Genomic DNA, 18,092 nt, shown 5'->3' with positions numbered 1-18,092 from the left:
GTTATCCCTCACTTATTAATACTAATTTTTGTTGCCTAGAATACGTTTTTATTTCATATTCTCGTTTTAAAGCTTCTGATTTCGTATCAAACATTTCTTGATAAACTAACTCTACTGGACGTCTTATTTTAGTATATTTGGCGCCTTGTCCCTTATTATGCTTTTCTACCCTTTTTTCTATATCTTTTGCATAACCAGTATATAAACTTCCATCTTTACACTTAACAATATATATATAATGTTTATCCATAATATATTTCTCTCATTTCTTTAGTATACGTTCCATCATTATTGTATATGTAAAATGGCGTTTGGATGTCTAGCCCTTGATTACCACCTTTTCTACCTTCAACAACAATTGTTTGCGCAACTTTGCCTTGCTTACTATAGATGAAATAAAGTTTCTTAGGTTCAATCTGGTATGCTCTCATATAGCTTAAGACATCCATAAGACGTTCTGCTCGATGTACCATCACAAAGCGTCCACCTTGTTTCAGTAAATGTCTTGTCGCAAAACAACAATCCTCTAATGTACACATAATCTCATGTCGTGCGATCTTATGTGCTTCTTTCTGATGTTGGAACGCTTGATTCTCTTTAAAGTACGGTGGATTACAAGTAATAAGACTATATTTCGCTGGATTAAACTGTTTGTGTGCCTCTTTCAAATCCATATGATGCATCTGAATTCTATTTTCTAGATGGTTATGTACGATACTGCGTTGTGCCATATCTACGAGTTGTTGTTGTATTTCAATTCCATCTATAGCCCGCTGTCCTTTATCAGAAAGTAATAAAGGTATCACGCCATTACCCGAACACAAATCCATGATTGTATCCTGTTTTTTTAATTTTGTGAAATGTGCAAGTAGTAAAGCATCTGTTGAAAAAGAAAACACATCATCATTTTGAATAATTTCTAGTTTTTCTTTAATTAAATAATCTAATCTTTCATTTTCCATATGCATATTCATTATATCCTCCAAAAAAAGGACGAGACTGCGATGCTTAATAACCAAGCCTATCGCTACATCTCATCCTCAATCACATTTCCTCCATATTGTTTTATAGGCAATTTTGTTCTTTCAATTATTCACTCAGCACTTCCAAACAAAATAAACAGTCGTCACCTTTTCTATGTTTGCCGAATAACTCACCATTACAAATATGAAAACCCTCTTTATAAAGCATCGCTAAATTATCTTTACTGCGAAGTGGTCGCTTATATTGTGCTTTATGACCACTTTCTATTTTTTTAGGTTTTTCTTCTTTATCTATTAAAGTTTTTAGATTTTCATTCTCTATTTGTAAGGCTACATTTTCTTCTATGAGTTCGACAGTAAGATTTTTCAAATTAACCATATCACCGTTGATTTGATTAATATTTTCTTCTAATTGTGCTAACTTTTCAAATATCTCGCTTCGATTCAATGTTGCAACGGCCTCCTAATTAAACGTTTCTAATTCTTCCATTTTATATTCTAGTGGTTGCTCTAGGCCTTCCACTTTAATTTGCATGGAAATGTCTAAAATATTTAACCCTATCACTTTACCGTTACCTTCTGGTGTTTCAATCGGATCACCAACATCAGGTAATTGTGCACGTGCTTCCTCATAATAATCATTTTCATACTTGAGACAACACATCAAACGTCCACATGCTCCCGAAATTTTAGTTGGATTTAAAGATAAGTTTTGGTCCTTAGCCATTTTTATAGATACTGGTTCAAAATCACCTAAAAATGTTGAACAACATAAAGAACGTCCACATGGTCCAATGCCACCCAATAATTTTGCTTCGTCTCTAACACCTATCTGTCTTAACTCAATACGTGTTTTCAACTTCTGTGCCAAGACTTTTACGAGTTTTCTAAAATCAACACGTTCATCTGAAGTAAAATTAAATATTACTTTTGATTTATCTAATGTGAATTCACAGTTAACCAAACGCATTTCTAATTGTTGTTGTTGAATCGTATCTTTACACAATTCCAAAGCTTCTTTTGCGGCTTGCTCATTTTGTTCATATCTAACTAAATCTTCTTCAGTTGCAATACGTACGATTTCTTTTAATGGTAGCGTTACATCTTGATCCGCAACATTTAATGGTTCGTATTTTACACGCCCCATCTCTAAGCCTCTTTTAGACTCTACTACCACCCAGTCTCCTACAGCTAAATTAAAGTGTTGAGGCGAATAATACTCCATTTTTCCTGACTTTTGAAAATCAATGCCTACTACATTTTGCATAACTAATTCACCCCTTTTATTACGATTTGCTCAAACACTAAAGTTGGATTCACATTTTGATTCAACTTTTTATGTGCTTCTGTTATTTGATCATACATCAAAATAATTTGATTATATGTTAGTTTTTTCGTATATTCTTGTACATCGACTTGTAAATCTTGATATATCATATCATCAGTCATCCCTACTTTAGCATGCATAACATCTTGAAAGAAACCATTAACTGCGGCTAATGTGACCATTTGTAACCTTCTGTTTTTAGCCTGTTTCAATAAATCTACAATAGCAATCAATGCCATAGGTCGATTTGTTAAAAGTAATTGGCACCATTTAATAATACTTTTACGTAGCGCCATTAAATCTGCTTCTTCATTTAGCGTAACTGCCGTTTCAATTTGCGTAGTATATGTACTTAGTAATTCAGCTACTGGACGCGAAATATCACGCTCTACTAATCTATTTATAAAATTAGCTTTATTAATAGGTTTAAAATAAACATGCTGACATCTCGAATGTATTGTGTCTAAGATTTGCTCGGGTTTCGTAGTTAATAAGATGGCGATGGTATTTTCAGGAGGTTCCTCTAAAAATTTCAAAATGCTATTTTCACCTTGAATTGTTAACTTTTCAAAGGATTCAATAATATATACTTTATAGTCACCTTCTATTGGTAATTGATTCATATGATGTAATAACTGTTCTATTTGATCTTTCTTTATTGTAGTCTCTTCAGAGGATATATACATAAAATCAGGATGATTAAATGTTTCTACCTTTAACTGACATTGATTGTCTTGATTACATAAAATAAGTTTCGTAAAATCAATAGCGACTTGTTGCATTGTCTGACCATCATCACCCTCAAATAAATAAGCATGTGACAATTTATTTGATTGATAGGCTTTCGTCAGTCTTTCTCGTTCATCCATTATAAAGTTACTCCTTTATATAAAAAGGTCGCTTATATATAGTTGCTCTACAAAAAACATTCTAAAGATCACCATAGGTAAATCTCTTTAGCTAAAATGTAATTTGAGAGGCTACTATATTAAGCAACCATGATTTTAGAATTGATGGAAAGTTTCAACAGGCATTACAAATACCGTTGCTCCTCCAACTTCTACTTCAACCGGATACGGTATATAAGAATCTGCACTACCACCCATCGGTGTAATAGGTGAGACAAGTTGCTCTCTGTTACCACAAGTATCATTGATAACTTTCAACATCTCATCCACGCGATCATCTTCAACACCAGATAAGAACGTAGTATTACCGGCTCTTAAAAATCCACCAGTGGTTGCAAGTTTTGTTGCTCTAAAATTATGCTTAACAAGTTTATCCGACAGTTCCTGACTATCCTGGTCTTGTACAATTGCTATAATCATTTTCATACTAAACACCTCTTCCAAATATTATATCACAATTTTTCTAAGTATTTGCTGATAGATTTATACGTCGCATTTACTACTTCTTCTAAACTTCGATTTGCATCAATCACAATAAAACGTTTAGACTCATTATGAATAATTTTCCTATAACCTTCAACTACTTTTTCGTGAAATATTACATCTTCTTGATCTAAGCGATTTTGATTTCGCTGATTTTTTTGTATACGGTCACGACCTACCTCCACGCTCACATCAAGGTAAATGGTTCTATCTGGATATAAACCATTGATAGCAAATTCATTAATAGATTTCACTTCTTCTATTCCTATACCCCGTGCATAACCTTGATAAGCTAATGAACTATCTATATAACGATCACATAATACTAACTTGCCCTCATCTAATGATGGTATAACTTTACCAACAAGATGTTCTCGCCTTGACGCCGCAAATAATAAGGCTTCAGTGCGCTCATCCATATCGTCACCTTCAAGTAATACTTCACGTATTTGCTCTCCAGTTTTAACACCACCAGGTTCTCTAGTAAGTACAACATCATACTCTGTTTCTAACCGTTCTGCCACTTGTTGAATGACTGTAGTTTTACCTGAACCTTCTGGGCCCTCAAAAGTTATAAAAGCTGACATTTTATTCATCCTTAATTTCTATTTTATAATTTTTAATTCCTTCTACTCTTATATTATTATCATACCAATAATTCATTAATTTTATCATATTTTCTGTAATTTTTTCTCCTTTAAACATAACAGGGATGCCAGGAGGATATGGAACGATATTTGTTGCTAAAACTTTAGATTCAGCATGACTAATATTGATACTTTTTGTATCAACTATATCGCCCGCTTGGTATGTACCTTCTTCAGTTCTAAACGCGGACTGAGCAGGTGATTGTGTGTCTCTCTCTTCCAACTCAATCTGTCGTATTCTTTCTATTAATAAATCAAATGGATATGTATCTTCCTTATGCCATAAAGGCAAAACGAACAATACCTGATGTTCATCAGCAAGTTCAACGTAAATATCTTTAGTTTCAAAATGCTTTTGTAATTCAAAACCAGTATAACCATTACAACGTATATTCAATTTCAGTGGATCTTCAACTTTAACGATTTCAGCTCCAATTTCTTTTAACTCTTGAATTAATTGACCTCTTTTTTCAAAAAAGAGATGACTGTTATAATCTTTATAAAACTGATGCGCTAATTCCAAACTCGTCATTAATAGATAGGAAGGGCTTGAAGATTGAAAATAGGACAAATATTTAATAACCTTTTCCCGTCTCGGTGCATTCTTATGAATAAATATAATAGAACTCATTGTTAGTGCTTGGTAATGATTTATGATACGATTGCACTACGTAATCCGCACCCATATTTAAAGTGGAATTGGGAAAGCCTTCTAAATCAAAATGAGCACCATGTGCTTCATCTATCAATACAGGTATATTGTGCTCTTTTAGACCTTTGATAGCAATAGATACATCAAAACACTCACCATAATAATTAGGATATGTAAGAATTGCTAATTTAGTTTGTTCTATTTGAGAAAAAAATGCATCCAAATTCGGACCTAAATATTGGTTCGTTTTTTCACTCATTTTCATTTCCAATAATTGACACTGCTCTGATGTTAAATCCAAAGCATGAAATACAGATTTATGTGCATTCCGAACTATGGAATAATGCCCCTCTTGTCCTGAAAATCCTTGGATTACTGATAAAATCCCAGACGTAGTCCCATTGACTAAATAATATGCATCATAGTCAGGATGTTTCTCTAAACCTTCCATACTTTGTGCTATCACTTCATCGGGGTGATGTAAATCATCTAATTCTGTAATCTCAGTCATATCCATTTTAAAATTTAATTGTTCTAAATAACCGATTGTCATATTTTTATGCCCAGGTACATGCATCGAAATCGGATTTCTATTTAATATATCATTAAGTTTATTAGTTAATGGTAATTTCATATGTATCCTCGCTTTTCAAACAATAATTCCAACTCCTATAGTTCATTATATTTTAACATATAGAGAGTGGAATATGTGTTTGTCCCTACCTCTAATCCTAAATGTACTGCATATAAAAAACTTTGTCTTTAATCAAGCTTCACTAATTTTTCACTCAAAAAAAAGACACTTACTCACTTACCGCTTGTAAGCTCGTCGCGTCTTTCGCTGAGTTCGTCAGCTTCTAAAGAACTACTTCCCAATCTCATTGGGATTAGTAGTTCTTACACATGAGCTTCAGCTTATGTGTTCATATTTTAAACCAGTTGTTTTTGGTAGTTAAGCTCTTTTTCTCCATAAAAAAAAGACCCTTTCGGGTCCTTAATTGCCTGGCAACGTCCTACTCTTGCGGAACGTAAGTCCGACTACCATCGGCGCTAAGGAGCTTAACTACTGTGTTCGGCATGGGAACAGGTGTGACCTCCTTGCCATTGTCACCAGACAATGAACTGTATAAAAATTATACATTCAAAACTAGATAGTAAGTAAAATTTGATAATGCCAAACAAAACACTTTTAAATTTGATTAAGTCTTCGATCGATTAGTATTCGTCAGCTCCACATATCGCTATGCTTCCACCTCGAACCTATTAACCTCATCATCTTTGAGGGATCTTATAACCGAAGTTGGGAAATCTCATCTTGAGGGGGGCTTCATGCTTAGATGCTTTCAGCACTTATCCCGTCCATACATAGCTACCCGGCGATGCCGTTGGCACGACAACTGGTACACCAGAGGTATGTCCATCCCGGTCCTCTCGTACTAAGGACAGCTCCTCTCAAATTTCCTGCGCCCACGACGGATAGGGACCGAACTGTCTCACGACGTTCTGAACCCGGCTCGCGTACCGCTTTAATGGGCGAACAGCCCAACCCTTGGGACCGACTACAGCCCCAGGATGCGATGAGCCGACATCGAGGTGCCAAACCTCCCCGTCGATGTGAACTCTTGGGGGAGATAAGCCTGTTATCCCCGGGGTAGCTTTTATCCGTTGAGCGATGGCCCTTCCATGCGGAACCACCGGATCACTAAGTCCGTCTTTCGACCCTGCTCGACTTGTAAGTCTCGCAGTCAAGCTTCCTTATGCCTTTACACTCTATGAATGATTTCCAACCATTCTGAGGAAACCTTTGAGCGCCTCCGTTACTCTTTAGGAGGCGACCGCCCCAGTCAAACTGTCCATCTGACACTGTCTCCCACCATGATAAATGGTGCGGGTTAGAAATCCAACACAGCAAGGGTAGTATCCCACCAACGCCTCGACGTAAGCCGGCGCTCACGTTTCAAAGGCTCCTACCTATCCTGTACAAGTTGTACCGAATTTCAATATCAGACTACAGTAAAGCTCCACGGGGTCTTTCCGTCCTGTCGCGGGTAACCTGCATCTTCACAGGTACTATGATTTCACCGAGTCTCTCGTTGAGACAGTGCCCAAATCGTTACGCCTTTCGTGCGGGTCGGAACTTACCCGACAAGGAATTTCGCTACCTTAGGACCGTTATAGTTACGGCCGCCGTTTACTGGGGCTTCGATTCGTAGCTTCGCCGAAGCTAACCACTCCTCTTAACCTTCCGAAGCACCGGGCAGGCGTCAGCCCCTATACATCACCTTACGGTTTAGCAGAGACCTGTGTTTTTGATAAACAGTCGCTTGGGCCTATTCACTGCGGCTCTCCTGGGCGTTAACCCTAAAGAGCACCCCTTCTCCCGAAGTTACGGGGTCATTTTGCCGAGTTCCTTAACGAGAGTTCGCTCGCTCACCTTAGAATTCTCATCTTGACTACCTGTGTCGGTTTGCGGTACGGGCACCAAAATTCTAGCTAGAGGCTTTTCTTGGCAGTGTGAAATCAACGACTCGAGGAAACAATTTCCTCTCCCCATCACAACTTGACCTTAAGAGTGCCGGATTTGCCTAACACTCAGTCTCATTGCTTGGACGTACAATCCAATAGTACGCTTCGCCTATCCTACTGCGTCCCCCCATCGCTTAAAACGAAATTTGGTGGTACAGGAATATCAACCTGTTATCCATCGCCTACGCCTATCGGCCTCAGCTTAGGACCCGACTAACCCAGAGCGGACGAGCCTTCCTCTGGAAACCTTAGTCAATCGGTGGACGGGATTCTCACCCGTCTTTCGCTACTCACACCGGCATTCTCACTTCTAAGCGCTCCACATGTCCTTGCGATCATGCTTCAACGCCCTTAGAACGCTCTCCTACCACTGTCCTTACGGACAATCCACAGCTTCGGTAATATGTTTAGCCCCGGTACATTTTCGGCGCAGTGTCACTCGACTAGTGAGCTATTACGCACTCTTTAAATGATGGCTGCTTCTAAGCCAACATACTAGTTGTCTGGGCAACGCCACATCCTTTTCCACTTAACATATATTTTGGGACCTTAGCTGGTGGTCTGGGCTGTTTCCCTTTCGAACACGGACCTTATCACCCGCGTTCTAACTCCTAAGATAAAATTGATTGGCATTCGGAGTTTGTCTGAATTCGGTAACCCGATAAGGGCCCCTCGTCCAAACAGTGCTCTACCTCCAATAATCATTACTTAAGGCTAGCCCTAAAGCTATTTCGGAGAGAACCAGCTATCTCCAGGTTCGATTGGAATTTCTCCGCTACCCACAACTCATCCGCTCACTTTTCAACGTAAGTCGGTTCGGCCCTCCATTCAGTGTTACCTGAACTTCAGCCTGGTCATGGGTAGATCACCTGGTTTCGGGTCTACGACCAAATACTCAACGCCCTATTCAGACTCGCTTTCGCTACGGCTCCACATTAACTGCTTAACCTTGCATCAAATCGTAACTCGCCGGTTCATTCTACAAAAGGCACGCCATCACCCATTAACGGGCTCTGACTACTTGTAAGCACACGGTTTCAAGTTCTATTTCACTCCCCTTCCGGGGTACTTTTCACCTTTCCCTCACGGTACTGGTTCACTATCGGTCACTAGAGAGTATTTAGCCTTGGGAGATGGTCCTCCCGGATTCCGACGGAATTTCTCGTGTTCCGTCGTACTCAGGATCCACTCAAGAGTGAACAAACTTTCGACTACAGGATTATTACCTTCTTTGATTCATCTTTCCAGATGATTCGTCTAATTTGTTCTTTTGTAACTCCGTATAGAGTGTCCTACAACCCCAACAAGCAAGCTCGTTGGTTTGGGCTCTTCCCGTTTCGCTCGCCGCTACTCAGGGAATCGATTTTTCTTTCTCTTCCCGCGGGTACTAAGATGTTTCAGTTCCCCGCGTCTGCCTTCAGATATGCTATGTATTCACATATCGATAACACGACATAACTCGTGTTGGGTTTCCCCATTCGGAAATCTCTGGATCAAAGCTTACTTACAGCTCCCCAAAGCATATCGTCGTTAGTAACGTCCTTCGTAGGCTTCTAGTGCCAAGGCATCCACCGTGCGCCCTTAATAACTTAATCTTTTCGACTTTCAACACGAAAAAAATCGGTTGAAAACCTAAAATGTTATTAATCTGTGAGTGTTCTTTCGAACACTAGCGATTATTTCTATTTTTTTGAATTCAAGCTTTTTAAAACTCTAATTCACTCGGTTTTGCTTGGTAAAATCATAAATTTTACTTACATATCTAGTTTTCAATGTACAAAATAACGCAATGAATACTCGTAATGAGCATTCAAAACTGAATGCAATATGTCAATGTCATTCCTCTTCATCTTCTCAAGGAAGATGTTCCGAATATATCCTTAGAAAGGAGGTGATCCGACCGCACCTTCCGATACGGCTACCTTGTTACGACTTCACCCCAATCATTTGTCCCACCTTCGACGGCTAGCTCCATAAATGGTTACTCCACCGGCTTCGGGTGTTACAAACTCTCGTGGTGTGACGGGCGGTGTGTACAAGACCCGGGAACGTATTCACCGTAGCATGCTGATCTACGATTACTAGCGATTCCAGCTTCATGTAGTCGAGTTGCAGACTACAATCCGAACTGAGAACAACTTTATGGGATTTGCATGACCTCGCGGTTTAGCTGCCCTTTGTATTGTCCATTGTAGCACGTGTGTAGCCCAAATCATAAGGGGCATGATGATTTGACGTCATCCCCACCTTCCTCCGGTTTGTCACCGGCAGTCAACCTAGAGTGCCCAACTAAATGCTGGCAACTAAGTTTAAGGGTTGCGCTCGTTGCGGGACTTAACCCAACATCTCACGACACGAGCTGACGACAACCATGCACCACCTGTCACTTTGTCCCCCGAAGGGGAAGGCTCTATCTCTAGAGTTTTCAAAGGATGTCAAGATTTGGTAAGGTTCTTCGCGTTGCTTCGAATTAAACCACATGCTCCACCGCTTGTGCGGGTCCCCGTCAATTCCTTTGAGTTTCAACCTTGCGGTCGTACTCCCCAGGCGGAGTGCTTAATGCGTTAGCCGCAGCACTAAGGGGCGGAAACCCCCTAACACTTAGCACTCATCGTTTACGGCGTGGACTACCAGGGTATCTAATCCTGTTTGATCCCCACGCTTTCGCACATCAGCGTCAGTTACAGACCAGAAAGTCGCCTTCGCCACTGGTGTTCCTCCATATCTCTGCGCATTTCACCGCTACACATGGAATTCCACTTTCCTCTTCTGTACTCAAGTTTCCCAGTTTCCAATGACCCTCCACGGTTGAGCCGTGGGCTTTCACATCAGACTTAAGAAACCGCCTACGCGCGCTTTACGCCCAATAATTCCGGATAACGCTTGCCACCTACGTATTACCGCGGCTGCTGGCACGTAGTTAGCCGTGGCTTTCTGATTAGGTACCGTCAAGATGCGCACAGTTACTTACGCATTTGTTCTTCCCTAATAACAGAGTTTTACGATCCGAAAACCTTCATCACTCACGCGGCGTTGCTCCGTCAGACTTTCGTCCATTGCGGAAGATTCCCTACTGCTGCCTCCCGTAGGAGTCTGGACCGTGTCTCAGTTCCAGTGTGGCCGATCACCCTCTCAGGTCGGCTACGTATCGTTGCCTTGGTAAGCCGTTACCTTACCAACTAGCTAATACGGCGCGGGTCCATCTATAAGTGATAGCAAAACCATCTTTTACTTTAGAACCATGCGGTTCCAAATGTTATCCGGCATTAGCTCCGGTTTCCCGAAGTTATTCCAGTCTTATAGGTAGGTTACCCACGTGTTACTCACCCGTCCGCCGCTAACTTCAAAGGAGCAAGCTCCTTATCCGTTCGCTCGACTTGCATGTATTAGGCACGCCGCCGGCGTTCATCCTGAGCCAGGATCAAACTCTCCATAAATGAATTATGATGTTTGATTAGCTCATAAAATACTAATTTGTGTGTTATCTCTAACACGTTTGAACCAACAATTTAATGTTGCGTTCGGAATTAACGTTGACATATTGCAATTCAGTTTTCAATGTTCATTTCTTAATCACAAGACTTAATTTTACAGGTTATGACTCAGAAAGTCAAGAACTTTTTAAAATTAATTTTCGTTGTGTTTCGTATTTCTTTTTGTGTTTGTCGTGTTGTTTCGCTCGACTAGTAATACTATACACGCATAAAAAGCTTTTAACAACAGTAAAATTTACACTATCGCTACAAAACTTACATTTATTAAACAAATCTAATTCATTAAGACTATATTATAGTCGAATCTCTAGTAACTACAGCTTTTTCAATGTAATAAATCCAAATACAAGGAAGGCTAATCCCTTTCTAAAATAACTATATATCACTCTATTTGGAAGATTATTCACTATTTTATTTCTCGTTGCTCACTATGTTTTTTTAAACTTTTTCTCTATTCATAATTTATATAATCTAATTCTTCCAAATAATAAAAGTGAAAATCTCGAAAATATTGCTCTAATTATTCTTCCAATAATTTTTATCTTTTAAAACATACTTAAAAATTTATAGATCAAGTAAAAAACAACCTATGTCTTTAATCTTATGAATATCAGAACTATTAAATAAATTTATATTAACACATTGAAAACTCACAAATGGAAATTCCATACATAAAAGAGATGATACTCTAATTCTTATATCAGTTGAAAAGTTATATATTGATAAGCCTTTTGGATAATATAAGCGAAAAAAATTTTTACTCTATGCAGTAGTAAATTAAGTGAATACTAAATGTTAACTAGAACTCTAGAATACTTTATTTACCTAACCCAAAAATAAATCACATTTAATATGGCCTTCAACTCTTATATTCCTATAAACTACCACTTTTTAATTTATAAAGAACCACTTTTTCGCTTGCGAAATTAGTAGTTCTTATACAAGAGCACCGACTCTTGTAATCCTTAAATTATTCTCATATCTCTTAGGATGAGATTCACACTATTTTTCCACAAAAAAGAGACCTCTCAGTCTCGACTCCTCGTATCCTATAACACTGGCTGTAAAAACTTCTACTTCTCAATTTATTGAGGTTAGTAGTCCTTACACATGATCTCAGCTTATGTGTTCATGTTTTAAATCAAAATTTCAGTTCTTCGATAAAGACTGCCCCTCAGTTTATAGAGGTTAGTAATACTTATGCAATCGCTTCACTCTTGTAACCCTGGTAGTTAAGCTCTTTTTATCCATAAAAAAAAGACCCTTTCGGGTCCTTAATTGCCTGTAAAGTGCTCCTTATTCTAATAATTAGAGTTTAGGAGCACTTATACAAAAGACTTGTCTTTTGTATCCCTCTTACCCTACTCTTGCGGAACGTAAATCAGCTACCATCGGCGCTAAGGAGCTTTCCTGATATAAGCCAAGCGCTCGCATCTTTTCTCACTTGCGCTCTTTCCTTACTCACTTACCGCTTTTAAGCTCGTCGCGTCTTTCGCTGAGTTCGTCAGCTTCTAAAGAACTACTTCCCAATCTCATTGGGATTAGTAGTTCTTACACATGAGCTTCAGCTTATGTGCTCATATTTTAAACCAGTTGTTTTTGGTAGTTAAGCTCTTTTTCTCCATAAAAAAAGACCCTTTCGGGTCCTTAATTGCCTGGCAACGTCCTACTCTTGCGGAACGTAAGTCCGACTACCATCGGCGCTAAGGAGCTTAACTACTGTGTTCGGCATGGGAACAGGTGTGACCTCCTTGCCATTGTCACCAGACAATGAACTGTATAAAAATTATACATTCAAAACTAGATAGTAAGTAAAATTTGATAATGCCAAACAAAACACTTTTAAATTTGATTAAGTCTTCGATCGATTAGTATTCGTCAGCTCCACATATCGCTATGCTTCCACCTCGAACCTATTAACCTCATCATCTTTGAGGGATCTTATAACCGAAGTTGGGAAATCTCATCTTGAGGGGGGCTTCATGCTTAGATGCTTTCAGCACTTATCCCGTCCATACATAGCTACCCGGCGATGCCGTTGGCACGACAACTGGTACACCAGAGGTATGTCCATCCCGGTCCTCTCGTACTAAGGACAGCTCCTCTCAAATTTCCTGCGCCCACGACGGATAGGGACCGAACTGTCTCACGACGTTCTGAACCCAGCTCGCGTACCGCTTTAATGGGCGAACAGCCCAACCCTTGGGACCGACTACAGCCCCAGGATGCGATGAGCCGACATCGAGGTGCCAAACCTCCCCGTCGATGTGAACTCTTGGGGGAGATAAGCCTGTTATCCCCGGGGTAGCTTTTATCCGTTGAGCGATGGCCCTTCCATGCGGAACCACCGGATCACTAAGTCCGTCTTTCGACCCTCGCTCGACTTGTAAGTCTCGCAGTCAAGCTTCCTTATGCCTTTACACTCTATGAATGATTTCCAACCATTCTGAGGAAACCTTTGAGCGCCTCCGTTACTCTTTAGGAGGCGACCGCCCCAGTCAAACTGTCCATCTGACACTGTCTCCCACCATGATAAATGGTGCGGGTTAGAAATCCAACACAGCAAGGGTAGTATCCCACCAACGCCTCGACGTAAGCTGGCGCTCACGTTTCAAAGGCTCCTACCTATCCTGTACAAGTTGTACCGAATTTCAATATCAGACTACAGTAAAGCTCCACGGGGTCTTTCCGTCCTGTCGCGGGTAACACTGCATCTTCACAGGTACTATGATTTCACCGAGTCTCTCGTTGAGACAGTGCCCAAATCGTTACGCCTTTCGTGCGGGTCGGAACTTACCCGACAAGGAATTTCGCTACCTTAGGACCGTTATAGTTACGGCCGCCGTTTACTGGGGCTTCGATTCGTAGCTTCGCCGAAGCTAACCACTCCTCTTAACCTTCCGGCACCGGGCAGGCGTCAGCCCCTATACATCACCTTACGGTTTAGCAGAGACCTGTGTTTTTGATAAACAGTCGCTTGGGCCTATTCACTGCGGCTCTCCTGGGCGTTAACCCTAAAGAGCACCCCTTCTCCCGAAGTTACGGGGTCATTTTGCCGAGTTCCTTAACGAGAGTTCGCTCGCTCACCTTAGAATTCTCATCTTGACTACCTGTGTCGGTTTGCGGTACGGGCACCAAAATTCTAGCTAGAGGCTTTTCTTGGCAGTGTGAAATCAACGACTCGAGGAAACAATTTCCTCTCCCCATCACAACTTGACCTTAAGAGTGCCGGATTTGCCTAACACTCAGTCTCATTGCTTGGACGTACAATCCAATAGTACGCTTCGCCTATCCTACTGCGTCCCCCCATCGCTTAAAACGAAATTTGGTGGTACAGGAATATCAACCTGTTATCCATCGCCTACGCCTATCGGCCTCAGCTTAGGACCCGACTAACCCAGAGCGGACGAGCCTTCCTCTGGAAACCTTAGTCAATCGGTGGACGGGATTCTCACCCGTCTTTCGCTACTCACACCGGCATTCTCACTTCTAAGCGCTCCACATGTCCTTGCGATCATGCTTCAACGCCCTTAGAACGCTCTCCTACCACTGTCCTTACGGACAATCCACAGCTTCGGTAATATGTTTAGCCCCGGTACATTTTCGGCGCAGTGTCACTCGACTAGTGAGCTATTACGCACTCTTTAAATGATGGCTGCTTCTAAGCCAACATACTAGTTGTCTGGGCAACGCCACATCCTTTTCCACTTAACATATATTTTGGGACCTTAGCTGGTGGTCTGGGCTGTTTCCCTTTCGAACACGGACCTTATCACCCGCGTTCTAACTCCTAAGATAAAATTGATTGGCATTCGGAGTTTGTCTGAATTCGGTAACCCGATAAGGGCCCCTCGTCCAAACAGTGCTCTACCTCCAATAATCATTACTTAAGGCTAGCCCTAAAGCTATTTCGGAGAGAACCAGCTATCTCCAGGTTCGATTGGAATTTCTCCGCTACCCACAACTCATCCGCTCACTTTTCAACGTAAGTCGGTTCGGCCCTCCATTCAGTGTTACCTGAACTTCAGCCTGGTCATGGGTAGATCACCTGGTTTCGGGTCTACGACCAAATACTCAACGCCCTATTCAGACTCGCTTTCGCTACGGCTCCACATTAACTGCTTAACCTTGCATCAAATCGTAACTCGCCGGTTCATTCTACAAAAGGCACGCCATCACCCATTAACGGGCTCTGACTACTTGTAAGCACACGGTTTCAAGTTCTATTTCACTCCCCTTCCGGGGTACTTTTCACCTTTCCCTCACGGTACTGGTTCACTATCGGTCACTAGAGAGTATTTAGCCTTGGGAGATGGTCCTCCCGGATTCCGACGGAATTTCTCGTGTTCCGTCGTACTCAGGATCCACTCAAGAGTGAACAAACTTTCGACTACAGGATTATTACCTTCTTTGATTCATCTTTCCAGATGATTCGTCTAATTTGTTCTTTTGTAACTCCGTATAGAGTGTCCTACAACCCCAACAAGCAAGCTCGTTGGTTTGGGCTCTTCCCGTTTCGCTCGCCGCTACTCAGGGAATCGATTTTTCTTTCTCTTCTCGCGGGTACTAAGATGTTTCAGTTCCCCGCGTCTGCCTTCAGATATGCTATGTATTCACATATCGATAACACGACATAACTCGTGTTGGGTTTCCCCATTCGGAAATCTCTGGATCAAAGCTTACTTACAGCTCCCCAAAGCATATCGTCGTTAGTAACGTCCTTCGTAGGCTTCTAGTGCCAAGGCATCCACCGTGCGCCCTTAATAACTTAATCTTTTCGACTTTCAACACGAAAAAAATCGGTTGAAAACCTAAAATGTTATTAATCTGTGAGTGTTCTTTCGAACACTAGCGATTATTTCTATTTTTTTGAATTCAAGCTTTTTAAAACTCTAATTCACTCGGTTTTGCTTGGTAAAATCATAAATTTTACTTACATATCTAGTTTTCAATGTACAAAATAACGCAATGAATACTCGTAATGAGCATTCAAAACTGAATGCAATATGTCAATGTCATTCCTCTTCATCTTCTCAAGGAAGATGTTCCGAATATATCCTTAGAAAGGAGGTGATCCGACCGCACCTTCCGATACGGCTACCTTGTTACGACTTCACCCCAATCATTTGTCCCACCTTCGACGGCTAGCTCCATAAATGGTTACTCCACCGGCTTCGGGTGTTACAAACTCTCGTGGTGTGACGGGCGGTGTGTACAAGACCCGGGAACGTATTCACCGTAGCATGCTGATCTACGATTACTAGCGATTCCAGCTTCATGTAGTCGAGTTGCAGACTACAATCCGAACTGAGAACAACTTTATGGGATTTGCATGACCTCGCGGTTTAGCTGCCCTTTGTATTGTCCATTGTAGCACGTGTGTAGCCCAAATCATAAGGGGCATGATGATTTGACGTCATCCCCACCTTCCTCCGGTTTGTCACCGGCAGTCAACCTAGAGTGCCCAACTAAATGCTGGCAACTAAGTTTAAGGGTTGCGCTCGTTGCGGGACTTAACCCAACATCTCACGACACGAGCTGACGACAACCATGCACCACCTGTCACTTTGTCCCCCGAAGGGGAAGGCTCTATCTCTAGAGTTTTCAAAGGATGTCAAGATTTGGTAAGGTTCTTCGCGTTGCTTCGAATTAAACCACATGCTCCACCGCTTGTGCGGGTCCCCGTCAATTCCTTTGAGTTTCAACCTTGCGGTCGTACTCCCCAGGCGGAGTGCTTAATGCGTTAGCTGTAGCACTAAGGGGCGGAAACCCCCTAACACTTAGCACTCATCGTTTACGGCGTGGACTACCAGGGTATCTAATCCTGTTTGATCCCCACGCTTTCGCACATCAGCGTCAGTTACAGACCAGAAAGTCGCCTTCGCCACTGGTGTTCCTCCATATCTCTGCGCATTTCACCGCTACACATGGAATTCCACTTTCCTCTTCTGTACTCAAGTTTCCCAGTTTCCAATGACCCTCCACGGTTGAGCCGTGGGCTTTCACATCAGACTTAAGAAACCGCCTACGCGCGCTTTACGCCCAATAATTCCGGATAACGCTTGCCACCTACGTATTACCGCGGCTGCTGGCACGTAGTTAGCCGTGGCTTTCTGATTAGGTACCGTCAAGATGCGCACAGTTACTTACGCATTTGTTCTTCCCTAATAACAGAGTTTTACGATCCGAAAACCTTCATCACTCACGCGGCGTTGCTCCGTCAGACTTTCGTCCATTGCGGAAGATTCCCTACTGCTGCCTCCCGTAGGAGTCTGGACCGTGTCTCAGTTCCAGTGTGGCCGATCACCCTCTCAGGTCGGCTACGTATCGTTGCCTTGGTAAGCCGTTACCTTACCAACTAGCTAATACGGCGCGGGTCCATCTATAAGTGATAGCAAAACCATCTTTTACTTTAGAACCATGCGGTTCCAAATGTTATCCGGCATTAGCTCCGGTTTCCCGAAGTTATTCCAGTCTTATAGGTAGGTTACCCACGTGTTACTCACCCGTCCGCCGCTAACTTCAAAGGAGCAAGCTCCTTATCCGTTCGCTCGACTTGCATGTATTAGGCACGCCGCCGGCGTTCATCCTGAGCCAGGATCAAACTCTCCATAAATGAATTATGATGTTTGATTAGCTCATAAAATACTAATTTGTGTGTTATCTCTAACACGTTTGAACCAACAATTTAATGTTGCGTTCGGAATTAACGTTGACATATTGCAATTCAGTTTTCAATGTTCATTTCTTAATCACAAGACTTAATTCTACAGGTTATGACTCAGAAAGTCAAGAACTTTTTAAAATTAATTTTCGTTGTGTTTCGTATTTCTTTTTTGTGTTTGTTGTGTTTGACTTGTTGTTTCGCTCTACTAGTAATACTATACACGCATCAAAACCTTTTAACAACTATAAAATTTACACTTTAACCCGCTCACAACAGCCTTCGAACACCAATAAACATACTTTAATATCTCCTTCTTATTTAAAGTTCGCTTTGTAGATAATAAGCATCTAAAAACTACCTATAAACACTTGAAAAACGCTTATTACGCGTACTTTAAATTCTTTT

At 41.3% G+C, this 18,092-nt stretch carries 7 protein-coding genes, 6 rRNA genes and 1 pseudogene; all 14 read right to left on the bottom strand.

All coding sequences use genetic code 11. The features are described from left to right. Window position 1: 1 nt before the first annotated feature. The 14 genes and pseudogenes from ABLV90_RS05570 to ABLV90_RS05505 all read right to left on the bottom strand — a co-directional run bounded on the left by ABLV90_RS05570 (window position 2) and on the right by ABLV90_RS05505 (window position 17,636). A complete protein-coding gene (locus ABLV90_RS05570) occupies window positions 2-250 on the bottom strand; it encodes a GIY-YIG nuclease family protein (protein ID WP_002508731.1) in 249 nt (82 codons plus the stop codon). Continuing rightward, window positions 243-968 carry a tRNA1(Val) (adenine(37)-N6)-methyltransferase gene (locus tag ABLV90_RS05565; protein WP_460872859.1) on the bottom strand — a complete coding sequence of 242 codons (726 nt, stop codon included), beginning with the start codon at window positions 966-968 and terminating at the stop codon, window positions 243-245. The genes ABLV90_RS05570 and ABLV90_RS05565 overlap by 8 nt, the downstream gene beginning before the upstream one ends. A gap of 121 nt (window positions 969-1,089) precedes the next feature. Further along, window positions 1,090-1,431, bottom strand: a complete 342-nt coding sequence (yabA, locus tag ABLV90_RS05560; RefSeq protein WP_427705504.1) for a DNA replication initiation control protein YabA — start codon at window positions 1,429-1,431, stop codon at window positions 1,090-1,092. A 15-nt stretch (window positions 1,432-1,446) separates the two neighbouring features. Continuing rightward, window positions 1,447-2,250, bottom strand: a complete 804-nt coding sequence (locus tag ABLV90_RS05555; RefSeq protein ID WP_069818268.1) for a PSP1 domain-containing protein — start codon at window positions 2,248-2,250, stop codon at window positions 1,447-1,449. 2 nt (window positions 2,251-2,252) lie between these two features. Continuing rightward, a complete protein-coding gene (locus ABLV90_RS05550) occupies window positions 2,253-3,179 on the bottom strand; it encodes a DNA polymerase III subunit delta' C-terminal domain-containing protein (RefSeq protein WP_069818269.1) in 927 nt (308 codons plus the stop codon). 135 nt (window positions 3,180-3,314) lie between these two features. Beyond that, window positions 3,315-3,644 carry a cyclic-di-AMP receptor gene (locus ABLV90_RS05545; RefSeq protein ID WP_002508726.1) on the bottom strand — a complete coding sequence of 110 codons (330 nt, stop codon included), beginning with the start codon at window positions 3,642-3,644 and terminating at the stop codon, window positions 3,315-3,317. Between the two features lie 26 nt (window positions 3,645-3,670). Continuing rightward, window positions 3,671-4,288 carry a dTMP kinase gene (gene tmk / locus ABLV90_RS05540; RefSeq protein ID WP_069818270.1) on the bottom strand — a complete coding sequence of 206 codons (618 nt, stop codon included), beginning with the start codon at window positions 4,286-4,288 and terminating at the stop codon, window positions 3,671-3,673. A gap of 1 nt (window position 4,289) precedes the next feature. Then, a pseudogene (locus ABLV90_RS05535) lies at window positions 4,290-5,634 on the bottom strand (lysine decarboxylase). Window positions 5,635-6,000: 366 nt separating this feature from the next. Next, window positions 6,001-6,115 (bottom strand): 5S ribosomal RNA (gene rrf / locus ABLV90_RS05530). A gap of 80 nt (window positions 6,116-6,195) precedes the next feature. Next, window positions 6,196-9,121, bottom strand: a 23S ribosomal RNA gene (locus ABLV90_RS05525). Window positions 9,122-9,410: 289 nt separating this feature from the next. After that, window positions 9,411-10,963: ribosomal RNA gene (locus ABLV90_RS05520) — 16S ribosomal RNA — on the bottom strand. Between the two features lie 1,710 nt (window positions 10,964-12,673). Beyond that, window positions 12,674-12,788, bottom strand: a 5S ribosomal RNA gene (gene rrf, locus ABLV90_RS05515). Window positions 12,789-12,868: 80 nt separating this feature from the next. Continuing rightward, window positions 12,869-15,794 (bottom strand): 23S ribosomal RNA (locus ABLV90_RS05510). 289 nt (window positions 15,795-16,083) lie between these two features. After that, window positions 16,084-17,636, bottom strand: a 16S ribosomal RNA gene (locus tag ABLV90_RS05505). Together the 16S, 23S and 5S rRNA genes form the textbook arrangement of a ribosomal RNA operon. Between the last annotated feature and the right edge of the window lie 456 nt (window positions 17,637-18,092).

Source organism: Staphylococcus sp. 2S1, assembly GCF_046721335.1.
GTDB classification, from domain to species: Bacteria; Bacillota; Bacilli; order Staphylococcales; family Staphylococcaceae; genus Staphylococcus; species Staphylococcus equorum_A.
The sequence above is the reverse complement of the archived record's forward strand: the minus strand, read 5'-3'. Positions and strand labels throughout refer to the sequence as shown.

Coding starts and splice junctions, on each gene's coding strand:
- ABLV90_RS05570 (WP_002508731.1), bottom strand. CDS start 250: ATGGATAAACATTATATATATATTGTTAAGTGTAAAGATGGAAGTTTA.
- ABLV90_RS05565 (WP_460872859.1), bottom strand. CDS start 968: ATGCATATGGAAAATGAAAGATTAGATTATTTAATTAAAGAAAAACTA.
- ABLV90_RS05555 (WP_069818268.1), bottom strand. CDS start 2,250: ATGCAAAATGTAGTAGGCATTGATTTTCAAAAGTCAGGAAAAATGGAG.
- ABLV90_RS05550 (WP_069818269.1), bottom strand. CDS start 3,179: ATGGATGAACGAGAAAGACTGACGAAAGCCTATCAATCAAATAAATTG.
- ABLV90_RS05545 (WP_002508726.1), bottom strand. CDS start 3,644: ATGAAAATGATTATAGCAATTGTACAAGACCAGGATAGTCAGGAACTG.
- tmk (WP_069818270.1), bottom strand. CDS start 4,288: ATGTCAGCTTTTATAACTTTTGAGGGCCCAGAAGGTTCAGGTAAAACT.